This is a genomic window from Streptomyces sp. NBC_01306, assembly GCF_026340465.1.
Classification (GTDB): domain Bacteria; phylum Actinomycetota; class Actinomycetes; order Streptomycetales; family Streptomycetaceae; genus Streptomyces.
In genome coordinates, this window is record NZ_JAPEPC010000001.1 from 1,346,701 (window position 1) to 1,362,500 (window position 15,800).

5 protein-coding genes, 1 tRNA gene and 2 rRNA genes (1 of these 8 running past the window's edge) are annotated in these 15,800 nt (G+C 66.9%); 1 reads left to right on the plus strand and 7 read right to left on the minus strand.

The window, feature by feature from the left end:
* Positions 1-6 precede the first annotated feature (6 nt).
* The 3 genes from OG385_RS05655 to OG385_RS05665 all read right to left on the minus strand — a co-directional run bounded on the left by OG385_RS05655 (position 7) and on the right by OG385_RS05665 (position 9,348).
* Positions 7-2,781 carry a DNA translocase FtsK gene (locus OG385_RS05655; protein ID WP_266852392.1) on the minus strand — a complete coding sequence of 925 codons (2,775 nt, stop codon included), beginning with the start codon at positions 2,779-2,781 and terminating at the stop codon, positions 7-9.
* Positions 2,782-2,925: 144 nt separating this feature from the next.
* Entirely contained in the window at positions 2,926-3,606 is a 681-nt protein-coding gene (locus OG385_RS05660) for a two-component system response regulator (protein ID WP_266852393.1), read from the minus strand.
* Positions 3,607-3,861: 255 nt separating this feature from the next.
* Positions 3,862-9,348 carry a HAMP domain-containing protein gene (locus tag OG385_RS05665; protein ID WP_266852394.1) on the minus strand — a complete coding sequence of 1,829 codons (5,487 nt, stop codon included), beginning with the start codon at positions 9,346-9,348 and terminating at the stop codon, positions 3,862-3,864.
* A gap of 268 nt (positions 9,349-9,616) precedes the next feature.
* Here OG385_RS05665 and OG385_RS05670 point away from each other — a divergent pair, with 268 nt between their 5' ends.
* Positions 9,617-12,274: a SpoIIE family protein phosphatase gene (locus OG385_RS05670; RefSeq protein WP_266852395.1), complete on the plus strand. Its 2,658-nt coding sequence runs from the start codon at positions 9,617-9,619 to the stop codon at positions 12,272-12,274.
* A 63-nt stretch (positions 12,275-12,337) separates the two neighbouring features.
* Here the strand turns inward: OG385_RS05670 and OG385_RS05675 are convergent.
* The 4 genes from OG385_RS05675 to OG385_RS05690 all read right to left on the minus strand — a co-directional run.
* Positions 12,338-12,410, minus strand: a tRNA-Thr gene (locus OG385_RS05675).
* Between the two features lie 95 nt (positions 12,411-12,505).
* Complete coding sequence (locus tag OG385_RS05680) at positions 12,506-13,192, minus strand: DegT/DnrJ/EryC1/StrS family aminotransferase (RefSeq protein ID WP_266852396.1); 687 nt, start codon at positions 13,190-13,192, stop codon at positions 12,506-12,508.
* A gap of 96 nt (positions 13,193-13,288) precedes the next feature.
* Positions 13,289-13,405: ribosomal RNA gene (gene rrf / locus OG385_RS05685) — 5S ribosomal RNA — on the minus strand.
* Positions 13,406-13,499: 94 nt separating this feature from the next.
* Positions 13,500-15,800: ribosomal RNA gene (locus OG385_RS05690) — 23S ribosomal RNA — on the minus strand (it continues 823 nt past the right edge of the window).

Here is a 15,800-nt window from a genome sequence, read left to right on the forward strand (position 1 = left end):
GATGGGCTACGGCTCGGTCTCTCCGCGGATGACCGCGAGCACGCCGTCCACTTCGTCCGGTTTCACCAGCACGTCGCGGGCCTTCGAGCCCTCGCTGGGCCCGACGATGTTCCGCGACTCCATCAGGTCCATCAGCCGGCCCGCCTTCGCGAACCCGACGCGCAGCTTGCGCTGGAGCATCGACGTCGAGCCGAACTGAGTGGAGACGACCAGCTCGGCCGCCTGGCACAGCAGGTCGAGATCGTCGCCGATGTCTCCGTCGATCTCCTTCTTCTTGGCCGTCCCGACCACCACGTCGTCACGGAAGACCGGTGCCATCTGGTCCTTGCAGTGCTGGACGATCTCACCGACCTCCTCCTCGGTGACGAAGGCGCCCTGCATACGGGTCGGTTTGTTCGCCCCCATCGGGAGGAAGAGCCCGTCGCCCTTGCCGATCAGCTTCTCGGCGCCCGGCTGGTCGAGGATGACCCGGCTGTCGGCGAGCGAGGAGGTGGCGAAGGCGAGGCGCGAGGGCACGTTGGCCTTGATCAGACCGGTGACGACGTCAACCGACGGCCGCTGTGTGGCCAGCACAAGGTGGATGCCTGCGGCGCGCGCCAGCTGGGTGATCCGGACGATGGAGTCCTCGACGTCACGCGGCGCGACCATCATCAGGTCGGCCAGCTCGTCGACGATGACCAATAGATACGGATACGGGGAGAGCTCGCGCTCGCTGCCTTCGGGCGCCTTGGCCTTGCCGCTGCGCACGGCCTGGTTGAAGTCGTCGATGTGCCGGTACCCGTACGCCGCGAGGTCGTCGTACCGCAGGTCCATCTCGCGTACGACCCACTGGAGCGCCTCGGCGGCGCGTTTCGGATTGGTGATGATCGGGGTGATCAGGTGCGGGATGCCCTCGTACGCGGTCAGCTCGACGCGCTTGGGGTCGACCAGCACCATCCGTACGTCCTCGGGCGTGGCCCGCACCATCACCGAGGTGATCAGGCAGTTGATGCAGGAGGACTTTCCGGAGCCGGTCGCGCCCGCGACCAGGACGTGCGGCATCTTCGCCAGGTTGGCCATCACATAGCCGCCCTCGACGTCCTTGCCGAGCGCCACCAGCATCGGGTGGTCGTCCTCGGCCGCGTCCGCGAGGCGCAGCACATCACCGAGGTTGACCATCTCGCGGTCGGTGTTCGGGATCTCGATACCGACGGCGGACTTCCCCGGGATCGGGGAGATGATCCGCACGTCGGGGCTGGCCACCGCGTAGGCGATGTTCTTGGTGAGCGCGGTGATCCGCTCGACCTTCACGGCCGGGCCCAGCTCCACCTCGTAGCGGGTGACGGTCGGGCCGCGGGTGAAGCCGGTGACGGCCGCGTCGACCTTGAATTCCATGAAGACGTTCGACAGCGAGGCGACGACCGCGTCGTTGGCGGCGCTGCGGGTCTTGCCCGGGCCGCCGCGCACCAGCAGGTCCAGTGAGGGCAGCGAGTAGGTGATGTCGCCGGAGAGCTGGAGCTGTTCGGCGCGGGACGGCAGCGGCTGGGACTCGGGCGGCTTCGGGGACTTCTTGGTCAAGTCGGGTACGGCGCCCGCCCCTCCGGACTTCGCGGCCCCCGCCGACTCACGGGCGGACGGCACGGGCGCTGCGGCCGAGGCGCCGGACGGGGTGGCCTCGGGGCGTTCGACGGAGACGCCCTGGGTCAGATCCGCGACGAGCGGGGAGGGCGGCAGCCCGTTCAGCACGGCCCCGTCCAGCGCGGCGGCCGCGGCGGCCGCGACGTCGACCGCGTCCATTGGCCGGCCGGGCGGTGGCTGCACGGAGGGCCTGCGCGGCTTGCTGCGGCGCTTGGTGAGCGCCTGCTCCTCGGCCGCTTCGGCGTCGTAGAGCTCGGGGGTGCGGCCGCGCGGTGCGGCCTGACGGCGGCCGGCCGGCAGTGACTCGCGCCACTGGTCCTCGTACCGCTCGTCGTCCTGCTCGTCCACCCCGTCGGTGGCGGGCTCGGGGTCGACGATGCCCAGCCGGGCCCCGAGCGTCCTGAGCCGGTGCGGAATGGCGGTGACGGGGGTGGCTGTGACCACCAGCAGCCCGAAGACGGTCAGCAGCAGGAGCAGCGGTACGGCGAGGACATCGCCCATCAGGAAGATCAGCGGCTTGGACGCGGCCCAGCCGATCAGGCCACCGGCGTCCTGCATGGCCGATGTGCCGTCCCCGCGCCCGGGAGCACCGCAGGCGATGTGGACCTGCCCGAGCACCCCCAGGACCAGTGCGGAGAGCCCGATGACGATCCGGCCGTTCGCCTCCGGCTTCTCCGGGTGGAGGATCAGCCGTACGGCGATGGCGCCCAGCAGTATCGGGACCAGCAGGTCGAGCCGGCCGAAGGCACCGGTGATCAGCATCTCGACGAGATCACCGACCGGGCCGTGCAGATTCGACCAGGTGCCGGCCGCGATGACGAGCGCCAGGCCGAGGAGCAGCAACGCCACCCCGTCCTTGCGGTGGGCCGGGTCGAGGCCCTTCGCGCCCCGGCCTATGCCGCGGAACATCGCCCCGACGCCGTGGGCGGCCCCGAGCCAGACGGCCCGTACGAGCCGGTACACGCCCCCGGTGGGGGACGGCGCGGGTTTCGGTGCGGGCTTCGCCGCCGCCTTCTTGGCGGGCGCCCGCTTCGCGGGGGCGGTCTTCTTCGCAGCGGCCTTCTTCGCCGGAGCTGCCTTCTTGGCTGGGCCGGTACGGCCGGCACGCGGCTTGGCGGTGCCCGCCGCGCCTGGGGAACCCTTGCCGGACGTACGTGAGGCCATGGAGCCGAGGTTACCTGTGTCCGCGGCGACGGACACGTGTGCTGACCGCTTCACCCGTTCGTGTCGCCGGGGTGAACACGCCTTCTTGACGCGCCGTGACGTGTGGTGACACGCCCTCAGCAGGGGCGGTCACCGGACAGACCGTCAATTCTGCGAGGGGAGCGCGGCAGTCGGGCCGCCCGTGCCCGGCTCCAGCGCGTCCAGAGCCCTGCGGAGACCGGTGAGTTTGCGCTCCAGATGGGCGGCGGTGGCGACCGCGGCAGCGTCCGCCGACTCCTCGTCGAGCTGCTTCGAGAGCGCCTCGGCCTGCTCCTCAACTGCCGCGAGACGTGCGGACAGTTCGGCCAGCAGCCCCGCGGGCTCCTTGGTGTCGCCGACGGCCGGAGCGCTGCCGTCGAGCTGGAGGCGCAGCAGCGCCGCCTGCTCGCGCAGTTGGCAGTTCTTCATGTAGAGCTCGACGAAGACCGACACCTTCGCGCGCAGCACCCACGGGTCGAAGGGCTTCGAGATGTAGTCGACAGCCCCCGCGGCGTACCCCCGGAAGGTGTGGTGCGGCCCGTGGTTGATCGCGGTGAGGAAGATGATCGGGATGTCCCGGGTCCGCTCCCGCCGCTTGATGTGCGCGGCGGTCTCGAAACCGTCCATGCCCGGCATCTGGACATCCAGCAGAATCACTGCGAAATCATCCGTCAGCAGCGCTTTGAGCGCTTCCTCCCCGGACGATGCCCGCACCAGTGTCTGATCGAGCGCGGAGAGAATGGCCTCCAGCGCCAGCAGATTCTCCGGCCGGTCATCGACCAGGAGGATCTTGGCCTTCTGCACCATGGCCCGTCCTCCTCGTCCCGGCAATGCACCGGGCGCCGCCCCAGGGGACAGCTCCGTAACGCCGTCCGTCCTTGTGCCGGTCATGGTAACCGCACCCCGCCTGTCGCCACACCCTGTCACCGCTATGTCACCGCGATGTCACGGCACATGTAGCAGAAACGCGCCGGGAGACCAGAAGGTTCCCCGAATACGCCCGCCTCACACGCCTTCGGCCACAGTCAGTCAGCAACTCATGGAGATTCACTCATCAATCGATCACTCACCGCGCATCCACTGCTCCATTACTGTGAGCAAATGATCAGGATCCACAGGCTTGGTGACATAGTCGGAAGCACCGGATTCGATGGCCTTCTCCCGGTCGCCCTTCATCGCCTTCGCGGTGAGCGCGATGATCGGCAGCCCGGCGAACTGCGGCATCCTGCGGATGGCCGTCGTCGTCGCATAACCGTCCATCTCCGGCATCATGATGTCCATCAGAACGAGCGTCACGTCGTCGTGCTGCTCCAGGACTTCGATGCCCTCACGCCCGTTCTCCGCGTACAGCACCGAGAGACCGTGCTGTTCGAGGACGCTGGTGAGCGCGAAGACGTTGCGGATGTCGTCGTCGACGATCAGTACCTTCTCGCTGTTGAACTGGAAGACCCGGCGCGGCTTCGCCGTCTCCTCGGTCTCCTCCACCCACGTCTCCGGCTCCGAGGTCGCTGCCTGCACACCTGAACTGGCGGGCAGCGCGGGCCGTCCGCCGGACGACCCCAGCGACTTGCGGCGCCGCCGGCGGAACAGCTCCGCCGGGCCGCCCTGGCCGTCCGTGGGCGCCATGCCGGGCGCCTGGCCCGCCTCGGCACGCACCCCTTCGTCCGTCCCGCCGGGCGCCCGCTCCAGGCCGCCCGGGGTCAGCTGCGGGTACCCCTGGGGAGGCAGCTCGCTGGCGTGCAGCGGCAGATAGAGCGTGAACGTCGATCCGCGCCCCGGCTCGCTCGCCGCGTGGATCTCACCGCCGAGCAGCCGCGCGATCTCCCGGCTGATGGACAGACCGAGCCCCGTACCGCCGTACTTGCGGCTGGTGGTCCCGTCCGCCTGCTTGAAGGCCTCGAAGATCACCCGCATCTTGCTCGCCGCGATTCCGATCCCGGTGTCGGTGACCGAGAAGGCGATCAGATCCGCGTCGGCGTCACGCAGCGAGCCCGCTTCGAGCAGTTGCTCACGGATGGCGTTCGGCACATTGGCGTTGGCGGGCCTGATGACCAGCTCCACCGCCCCGGTGTCGGTGAACTTCACCGCGTTGGAGAGGAGGTTCCGCAGCACCTGCAGCAGCCGCTGCTCGTCCGTGTGCAGCGTCGCGGGCAGTTCGGGCGAGACCCGTACGGAGAAGTCCAGGCCCTTCTCGGCCGTGAGCGGCCGGAAGGTGGCCTCGACGTAGTCGACGAGCTGCACCAGCGCGATCCGGGTCGGGCTGACATCCATCTTGCCCGCCTCGACCTTGGACAGATCCAGAATGTCGTTGATCAGCTGGAGCAGATCCGAACCCGCACCGTGAATCGTCTCCGCGAACTCCACCTGCTTCGGGGAGAGATTCCCCTCGGCGTTGTCGGCGAGCAGCTTCGCGAGAATCAGCAGTGAATTGAGCGGTGTACGCAGCTCGTGCGACATGTTCGCCAGGAACTCGGACTTGTAGCGCATCGAGACCGCGAGCTGCTCCGCACGCTCCTCCAGGACCTGCCTGGCCTCCTCGATCTCGGTGTTCTTCACCTCGATATCGCGGTTCTGCTGGGCCAGCAGCTCGGCCTTCTCCTCCAGTTCGGCATTCGAGGCCTGAAGTGCCTTCTGCCGGTTCTCCAGTTCGGCCGAACGCTCCCGGAGCTGCTCGGTCAGCTCCTGCGACTGCTTGAGCAGCACCTCGGTCTTCGAATTGACACTGATGGTGTTGACGCTCGTCGCGATCATTTCGGCGATCTGGTTGAGGAAGTCCTTCTGGATATGTGTGAAGGGCTGGAAGGAGGCCAGCTCGATCACCCCGAGGACATTCCCGTCGAAGAGCACCGGCAGCACGATCACATGCGCGGGCGGCGCCTCACCGAGACCGGACGAGATCTTCAGGTACCCCGGCGGCACGTTCTCCACCAGGATCGTGCGCTTCTCCTCGGCGGCCGTGCCGATGAGCGTCTCCCCCGGCCGGAACGTCGTCGGCATGGAGCCCGCGGAGTAGCCGTAACTGCCGTGCATCCGCAGCTCGTACGCGTTCTCGGCGTCCGCGCCGCTCTCCGCGGCCGACCCGGTCGGCACCGCCAGGAAGAACGCGCCGTGCTGGGCCGAGACCACCGGCGTGAGCTCGCTCATGATGAGCGACGCCACATCCACCAGTTCCCGGCGCCCCTGCATCAGACCGGAGATACGGGCGAGGTTGCCCTTCAGCCAGTCCTGCTCCTTGTTGGCGACCGTGGTGTCACGCAGGTTGGCGATCATCGTGTTGATGTTGTCCTGGAGCGCCTGGATCTCGCCGGCGGCGTCCACATCGATCTTGAGATTGAGATCGCCGCGGGTCACCGCGGTGGCCACGGCCGCGATGGCGCGCACCTGACGGGTCAGGTTCCCGGCCATCTCGTTCACCGACTCGGTCAGGTCACGCCAGGTGCCGTCCACATCACGCACCCGCGCCTGCCCGCCCAGCTGGCCCTCGGTGCCCACCTCGCGGGCCACCCTGGTCACCTGCTCGGCGAAGCTCGACAGCTGGTCGACCATGGTGTTGATGGTGGTCTTCAGCTCCAGGATCTCGCCCTGGGCATCGATGTCGATCTTCTTCGTCAGATCGCCCTTGGCGATGGCCGTGGTGACCGTGGCGATCTGGCGCACCTGCCCGGTCAGATTGGACGCCATCGAGTTCACCGACTCGGTGAGGTCCTTCCACGTACCGGCGACTCCCGGCACCCGGGCCTGCCCGCCGAGCGAGCCGTCCGTACCCACCTCACGTGCCACCCGCGTCACTTCGTCCGCGAACGAGGACAGCGTCGTCACCATCGTGTTGACCGTGTCCGCGAGCTGCGCGACCTCGCCGCGCGCCTCCACGGTCACCTTCTTGGTCAGATCGCCGTTGGCGACCGCCGTGGCGACCTGGGAGATGTTCCGCACCTGGCTGGTCAGGTTGTTGGCCATCAGGTTCACGTTGTCGCTGAGGTCTTCCCAGATGCCGGTGACCCCGCGCACCCGTGCCTGGCCGCCGAGGATACCCTCGGTACCCACCTCACGTGCCACCCGCGTCACCTGCTCGGCGAACGACGACAGCTGGTCGACCATCGTGTTGACGGTCGTGACCAGTTCGAGGATCTCACCCTTGGCGTCGACAGTGATCTTCTTCGACAGATCGCCCTTGGCGACCGCCGTGGTCACCTCGGCGATGTTCCGCACCTGCGAGGTCAGGTTGTTCGCCATGAAGTTGACGGACTGGGTGAGGTCCTTCCAGGTACCGGAGACGCCCTGGACCTCCGCCTGGCCACCCAGGATCCCCTCGGTGCCCACCTCGCGCGCGACCCGCGTCACCTGCTCCGCGAACGACGACAGCTGGTCGACCATCGTGTTCAGGGTGTTCTTGAGCTCCAGGATCTCGCCGCGCGCGTCCACGTCGATCTTCTGCGACAGGTCACCCCGGGCCACCGCGGTCGCGACCTGCGCGATGTTGCGGACCTGAGCGGTGAGGTTGCCCGCCATCCCGTTCACCGAGTCGGTCAGATCGCGCCACACCCCGGCCACACCGGGCACCTGCGCCTGACCGCCGAGCCGGCCGTCCGTACCGACCTCGCGGGCGACCCTGGTCACCTGCTCGGCGAAGGCGGACAGCTGATCGACCATCGTGTTGATGGTGTTCTTCAGTTCGAGGATCTCGCCACGGGCGTCCACGTCGATCTTCTGCGACAGATCACCCCGGGCCACCGCGGTGGTCACCTGCGCGATCTGGCGGACCTGCGACGTGAGGTTCCCCGCCATGAAGTTGACGGAGTCGGTGAGTTCCTTCCACGTACCGCTGACGCCGTCCACCCGGGCCTGCCCGCCGAGCCGGCCCTCCGTGCCCACGTCGCGCGCCATCCGCGTCACCTGATCGGCGAACGAGGAGAGCTGCGCCACCATCGTGTTGACGGTGTTCTTCAGCTCCAGCATCTCCCCGGCCACGTCCACCGTGACCTTCTGCGACAGATCACCATTCGCGACCGCGGTCGTGACCTGCGCGATGTCCCGCACCTGGCCGGTGAGGTTACGGAAGGCCGTGTTCACCGAGTCGGTGAGGTCCTTCCAGGTACCCGCCGCGCCCGGCACCTCGGCCTGCCCGCCGAGGCGCCCCTCGACCCCGACCTCACGGGCCACCCGCGTCACTTCGGAACCGAAGGACTGCAGCTGGTCCACCATCGTGTTGACGGTGTTCTTCAGCTCCAGCATCTCCCCGGCCACGTTCACCGTGACCTTCTGCGTCATGTCGCCGTTGGCGACCGCCGTGGTCACCTGGGCGATGTCCCGCACCTGCGTCGTGAGGTTGCGGAAGACGGTGTTGACGGAGTCGGTGAGATCCTTCCAGGTACCCGCGGCGCCCGGCACCTGCGCCTGGCCACCGAGAAGTCCCTCGGCGCCGACCTCGCTGGCCACCCGGGTCACTTCGTCCGCGAAGGTACGCAGCGTCTCGGTCATCTGGTTGATGGTCTCGGCGAGCTGGGCGACCTCGCCGCGCGCGCTCACCGTGACCTTCTGTGAGAGATCGCCGTTGGCGACCGCGGTGGTGACCTCCGCGATACCGCGCACCTGCGACGTCAGGTTCCCGGCCATCGTGTTCACCGAGTCGGTGAGGTCCTTCCACACGCCGGCCACACCGGGCACAGCCGCCTGACCGCCGAGCTCGCCCTCCGTACCCACCTCACGCGCGACCCGTGTCACCTCGGACGAGAACGAGGACAGCTGATCGACCATCGTGTTGACGGTGTTCTTCAGCTGGAGCATCTCTCCGGCCACATGGACAGTGACCTTGCGTGACAAATCACCGCGGGCCACAGCGGTCGTGACGAGAGCAATGTCACGCACCTGCGCGGTCAGCCGGTACGCCATGGTGTTCACCGAATCCGTGAGGCCCTTCCACGAACCGGACATACCGCGCACCTGGGCCTGACCGCCGAGCTTGCCCTCGGTACCGACCTCCAGCGCGACGCGCGTCACCTCGTCGGTGAACGCCGACAGCTGGTCGACCAGGTTGTTGACGGTACGGGCGACCTTCAGGAACTCACCGCGCAGCGGCCGCTCCACGCCGTCCATGGCCTGCGAGCGCAGGTCCATCCGCTGTTCGAGGTCGCCCTCGGCCACCGCCGACAGCACCCTGCCGACCTCGGAGACCGGCCGTGCGAGATCGTCCACCAGCTCGTTCGACGCATCGATCGCGACGGCCCAGGAGCCCTCCAGGGCCCCCGTCTCCAGCCTTTCGGTGAGCTTCCCCTCGCGGCCCACCATCCTGCGCACCCGGGCGATCTCACCCGTCAGGTGGAGATTGCGGTCGGCGACCTCGTTGAAGACAGCCGCGATCTCGGCCATCGTGCCGTCGCCGGACACCGTCAGACGCCGCCGGAAGTTCCCGTCGCGCATCGCGGCCAGAGCGGTCAGCAGTCTGTCCAGGGCGGCGGTATCCACTTCAGTTGTCCCGTGGTGTCGCTTTTTTGGCGACTGTCCGCTTTTTGCGCGCGTGTTCTTGTCACGCGCCGCCGTGCCAGACTCCACCGTGTCCCTCCCGCAGGGGTTGGCCGTACTGCCCGGGCTGTAATCGAGAAGCTAGCCCAGTGTTTCACCATGGCAGGACCAGGCCATAACAGTTCGGCAGCTTTGCATACCGTCCCCGCAGACTCGGTGCGGAAACCCAGTAACCGGCATCCAAACGGACAGCGAAGGTAAGTAACCTGGCATCCGGCTGTCCAACCGTCCCGGTCCGCCCGGCGGGGGCGGAGGCACCAGCACTACCAACCGGGCAGCGAGGGGCGGGCCGACAGACATGGCAGAGCCGGGCGTCGAGACGCGTACGAGGAGTTCTGTGATCACCGCGCGGGCGGCTGCCAGTTTCGAACCGGTCGGACGGTCGGTAGCGACCGCCCGTACTTTTGTACGTGACACCCTCCAGGGGTGGGGATATTCCGACGTCGTCGACGACGCGGTCGTCCTCACCAGCGAACTGGTCACCAACGCGGTGGTCCACGCGGGCACCACCGCCGACGTGCTGTGCCTGCGGACCGCGGACGGGATCCGCGTGGAGGTCGCCGACCACTATCCGGAGCGTGAGGTCCCGCTCCAGGGCAGCGGCCAGTCCTTCGGGAGCCCGGACCGGGAGGGCGGCCGCGGACTGCTGCTCTGCGCGGCGCTCGCCTCCCGCTGGGGCGTCGACTACACGCCCACCCAGAAGCAGGTGTGGTTCCAACTCGACCTGCCGCAGCGCCCGGTGGGCGCCCGCTCGGCGGGCCCCCTGCTCCCTGTGGATCTTCTCCCCGTGGCCGACGGACGGGTCCGGGTGGCCGTGATCCAGATCGACCGGACCGGCGCCGTCTCCTCCTGGAACGAGGACGCGACGGAGCTCTTCGGCCACCCCGCCGAGCAGGTCGTCGGCAAGCAGCTCACCGATTTCGCCGCCTGGCCGCACACCCCGGGCACCAACACCGGTATCGCCGACGCCCTCCAGCTGTCCCGCTGGGAGGGCAGCTACGGCATCCGCGCCGCCGACGGCAAGGTCGTCCCCGTCTATGCCGCGCATCTGCGGGTGCGGGACGCACAGGGCGAACCGAGCACCGTCTGCCTCCTGGTCAACGACTACGAGCGCGCGGTCCTCCAGACGCCGGCCCGCACCCCGCAGAACGACTCGAACTCCTTCTCCGACCACCGCACCACCGATCCGTTCGAAGTCTTCATCGGCTCCCCCGCCCCCGACGACCTCGACGGCCTCCTCCAGCGCACCGTCGAGCGCGCCCGGGACATGCTCGACGCCGACGCCGCGTTCCTGCTGCTCGCGACGGACGACGAGACGGAGCTCGAAGTACGGGCCACGACGGGGCTGCCATCCGCCCGCCAGCGCTTCGCCCGGGTCCCCGTCGAAGCGGGCACCGGACGGTACGGATCGGCGCGGATGCCGGCCGTCCATGAGGACCTGGCGGCGGTACCCGGCGCCGTACCGCTGCTGAACGGCACGGGCATGCGCTCGGTCGTCACCGTCCCGCTCAAGGTCGAGGGCCGCCTCACCGGCTCCCTCGGCGTCTCGACGGAGGCTCCGGGCCGGTACTCCAACGAGCAGGCGCTGCGCCTCCAGTTCGCCGCCGACCGCATCGCACTCGCCGTCGAGTCGGCCCGGCTCGGCGAGCTGGAGAAGCTGCGCCGCGGCTCGCTCTCGTTCCTCGTCGAAGCGTCCGACCTGCTGGCGGGCACCCTGGACCGCGACCAGACCCTGGCACTGATGGCACAGATGACCGTGCCGACGCTGGCTGCCTGGTGCGCCGTCTACACGATCGCCGACCAGTCGTCGGAGCCGTACCTCTCCTACGTCCTGCACGAGGACGAGGAGCGCATCGACGGCCTCAAGGCCCTGCTCTCCCGGATCAGCCCGCCCGAGCCGGTCCCGACCCCGGGCGCCCGCAGCTGGGCCGCCCCGGGTGAGGCGGCGCACCAGGCGGCACTGACGTCGTCCATGCGCAGCCTCGGCCTCGGGTCGAGCCCGGCGCTCGGTTCGGGCATCGGCACCACGCTCGCCACAGCTGCCGCGGTCGGCGGCGAGACGGTCGTCCTGCCGCTGGTCGCCCGGAACCGCGTCATCGGCATGCTCACGCTCGGCAAACCGTCCGACGACCACTTCCGCCAGGAGATCCTGGAGCTCGCCGAAGACCTCTCGCGCCGGGCGGCGCTCGCGCTCGACAACGCCCGCCTGTACTCGGAGCGCACCGCCATCAGCCAGGCCCTGCAACGCAGTCTGCTCCCGCCGGGCCTGCCGGACGTGCCCAATGTCGAGGTGGAGGTCATCTACCGGGCGGCGGGCGAGGGCAACGAGGTCGGCGGCGACTTCTACGACCTCTTCCCCATCCGGGACGGTGCCTACGGCTTCGCCATCGGCGACGTCTGCGGTACGGGCCCCGAGGCGGCCGCCGTCACCGGCCTGGCCCGCCACGCGCTGCGGCTGCTCGCCAGGGAGGGCTTCGGCGGCCCCGCCGTCCTGGAGCGCCTCAACGCCGCGATCCTCGACGAGGGCGCCCGCAGCCGCTTCCTCACGCTCCTGTACGGCGAGCTGTGGCCCCAGGAGGACGGCAGCGCCCTCCTCAAGGTCGTCTGCGCCGGGCATCCGCTCCCCCTGCGGCTGCGGCAGGACGGCACGGTGGAGCCCGCGGCGGAACCGCAGCCGCTGCTCGGCGTGATGGAGGACCTCGAACTCTACGAGCAGAGCGTGACCCTCGAACCGGGCGACGTACTGCTCTGCGTCACGGACGGCGTCACGGAGCGCCGCGAGGGCACCCGGATGCTCGGCGACGACGGCCTGGCCGACGTGCTGAGCACCTGCACCGGTCTGACGGCGGGCGCGGTGGCCGGCCGCATCCTGCGCGCGGTCGAGCGGTTCGCCGCCGAACCGGCGTCGGACGACATGGCGATCCTGGCCATGCGCGTGCCCGAGCCGCCCAAGTAGCGCGGACAGGCAGGCAGATACGCGAAAGGCCCCCGCCAACCGGCGGGGGCCTTTCGGTGTGAGAGCCCCAATACGGAATCGAACCGTAGACCTTCTCCTTACCATGGAGACGCTCTACCGACTGAGCTATTGGGGCGCAGCAACGAGATAGATCATACCCGAAACCGACGGTGCTTCCCGCCACCACGCCCTCTCCGCTCCGCCGTCCTGCGCCCGGTCCAAGCCGCCTGCTCAGAAAGCCGGTTGGAGCAGGCCACCGAGCGCGTTGCAGGAGGAGACCATGCGCTGGAGCTCACGCCGGCGCAGCGAACCGTGCACGGGAAGCGCGAGGGTCTCGTCGGCGGCCCGCTCGGTCTCGGGCAGCCGCACATCACGGCGGAAGGCCGGCATACGGTGGACGGGCGTCGTGACCGGCACCTCGCACCCCACACCCTTGCGCCGCAAGGCCTGGGCGAACGCGTCACGGTCGGGGCGCCCGTTGCCCGGCACACGCACGACGTAACGCTGGTACGTGTGCGCCGCGTTCGGCGCCGGTGTCCGCACCCCGGTCAGCCGGTCGCCCAAGTACGCCGCGTAGGAACGGCGCTGCTCGACTTCGTCCGCGGCGACGGTCTCCCCGAAGGCCTCCCCGGGCCCGACGACCAGGAGCCCGTGAATACGCCCGAGTTCACTGATCCGCGCCAGGTCCGGCGGGTGCCCGAAGGCAGAGACAGCAACCACTGCGGTGGTACGTGAGGTGAGTACGGCTGCGACCGCGTCCGGGTCGAGGCAGTAGCTCTCGGGATCTATGTCGGCGAAGACGGGCCTGGCCCCGGCCATCACCACGGCCGCGGCCGCTTCGGCATCACCGAACGCCGGCACGACGACCTCGTCGCCGACCCGGACGCCTGCGGACTTCAGGAACCTCGCGGTACTCATGACTGCATGCTGCTGGCCGCACGTGAACACCAAGTAACAGGGCATAAAAAAACGTCGGCCCCTGAACCGAAGTTCAGGGGCCGACGTTGAAAGATTGTTCGGCGGCGTCCTACTCTCCCACAGGGTCCCCCCTGCAGTACCATCGGCGCTGAAAGGCTTAGCTTCCGGGTTCGGAATGTAACCGGGCGTTTCCCTAACGCAATGACCACCGAAACACTATGAAATTAACCAACACCGGCCGTATCTAATGAGACACAGCTCACGGTCGTTCGTTATTTCAGAACTAACACAGTGGACGCGAGCAACTGAGGACAAGCCCTCGGCCTATTAGTACCAGTCAGCTCCACCCGTTACCGGGCTTCCACATCTGGCCTATCAACCCAGTCGTCTACTGGGAGCCTTAACCCCTCAAAGGGGGTGGGAATACTCATCTCGAAGCAGGCTTCCCGCTTAGATGCTTTCAGCGGTTATCCTTTCCGAACGTAGCCAACCAGCCATGCCCTTGGCAGGACAACTGGCACACCAGAGGTTCGTCCGTCCCGGTCCTCTCGTACTAGGGACAGCCCTTCTCAATATTCCTACGCGCGCAGAGGATAGGGACCGAACTGTCTCACGACGTTCTAAACCCAGCTCGCGTACCGCTTTAATGGGCGAACAGCCCAACCCTTGGGACCGACTCCAGCCCCAGGATGCGACGAGCCGACATCGAGGTGCCAAACCATCCCGTCGATATGGACTCTTGGGGAAGATCAGCCTGTTATCCCCGGGGTACCTTTTATCCGTTGAGCGACAGCGCTTCCACAAGCCACTGCCGGATCACTAGTCCCGACTTTCGTCCCTGCTCGACCCGTCGGTCTCACAGTCAAGCTCCCTTGTGCACTTACACTCAACACCTGATTGCCAACCAGGCTGAGGGAACCTTTGGGCGCCTCCGTTACTCTTTAGGAGGCAACCGCCCCAGTTAAACTACCCATCAGACACTGTCCCTGATCCGGATCACGGACCGAGGTTAGACATCCAGCACGACCAGAGTGGTATTTCAACGACGACTCCACAACCACTGGCGTGGCCGCTTCAAAGTCTCCCACCTATCCTACACAAGCCGAACCGAACACCAATATCAAACTGTAGTAAAGGTCCCGGGGTCTTTCCGTCCTTCTGCGCGAAACGAGCATCTTTACTCGTAGTGCAATTTCACCGGGCCTATGGTTGAGACAGTCGAGAAGTCGTTACGCCATTCGTGCAGGTCGGAACTTACCCGACAAGGAATTTCGCTACCTTAGGATGGTTATAGTTACCACCGCCGTTTACTGGCGCTTAAGTTCTCAGCTTCGCAACCCCGAAAGATCACTAACCGGTCCCCTTAACGTTCCAGCACCGGGCAGGCGTCAGTCCGTATACATCGCCTTACGGCTTCGCACGGACCTGTGTTTTTAGTAAACAGTCGCTTCTCGCTGGTCTCTGCGGCCACCCCCAGCTCATGGAGTAAATCCAATCACCAAGAATGGCCCCCCTTCTCCCGAAGTTACGGGGGCATTTTGCCGAGTTCCTTAACCATAGTTCACCCGAACGCCTCGGTATTCTCTACCTGACCACCTGAGTCGGTTTAGGGTACGGGCCGCCATGAAACTCGCTAGAGGCTTTTCTCGACAGCATAGGATCATCCACTTCACCACAATCGGCTCGGCATCAGGTCTCACCCACATGTCATCCGGATTTACCTGGATAACGGGCTACACCCTTACCCCGGGACAACCACCGCCCGGGCTGGACTACCTTCCTGCGTCACCCCATCGCTTACCTACTACCACCTTGGTTCAGCGGCTCCACCACTCCCCTTTCCCCGAAGGGTCCAGGACGGCTTCACGGCCTTAGCATTAGAGGATTCAGTATTGGGCGTTTCAAAGCGGGTACCGGAATATCAACCGGTTGTCCATCGACTACGCCTGTCGGCCTCGCCTTAGGTCCCGACTTACCCTGGGCAGATCAGCTTGACCCAGGAACCCTTAGTCAATCGGCGCACACGTTTCTCACGTGTGTATCGCTACTCATGCCTGCATTCTCACTCGTGAACCGTCCACAACTCGCTTCCGCGGCTGCTTCACCCGGCACACGACGCTCCCCTACCCATCCCAGCCCCCGTTAGGGGTATGTGCTGGAATGACACGACTTCGGCGGTACGCTTGAGCCCCGCTACATTGTCGGCGCGGAATCACTTGACCAGTGAGCTATTACGCACTCTTTCAAGGATGGCTGCTTCTAAGCCAACCTCCTGGTTGTCTCTGCGACTCCACATCCTTTTCCACTTAGCGTACGCTTAGGGGCCTTAGTCGATGCTCTGGGCTGTTTCCCTCTCGACCATGGAGCTTATCCCCCACAGTCTCACTGCCGCGCTCTCACTTACCGGCATTCGGAGTTTGGCTAAGGTCAGTAACCCGGTAGGGCCCATCGCCTATCCAGTGCTCTACCTCCGGCAAGAAACACACGACGCTGCACCTAAATGCATTTCGGGGAGAACCAGCTATCACGGAGTTTGATTGGCCTTTCACCCCTAACCACAGGTCATCCCCCAGGTTTTCAACCCTGGTGGGTTCGGTCCTCCACGACC

Bases quoted from the DNA above. Each gene is read 5' to 3' on its own strand.
- OG385_RS05660 (WP_266852393.1), bottom strand. From the start codon at position 3,606: ATGGTGCAGAAGGCCAAGATCCTCCTGGTCGATGACCGGCCGGAGAAT.
- OG385_RS05655 (WP_266852392.1), bottom strand. From the start codon at position 2,781: ATGGCCTCACGTACGTCCGGCAAGGGTTCCCCAGGCGCGGCGGGCACC.
- OG385_RS05670 (WP_266852395.1), top strand. From the start codon at position 9,617: ATGGCAGAGCCGGGCGTCGAGACGCGTACGAGGAGTTCTGTGATCACC.
- OG385_RS05680 (WP_266852396.1), bottom strand. From the start codon at position 13,192: ATGAGTACCGCGAGGTTCCTGAAGTCCGCAGGCGTCCGGGTCGGCGAC.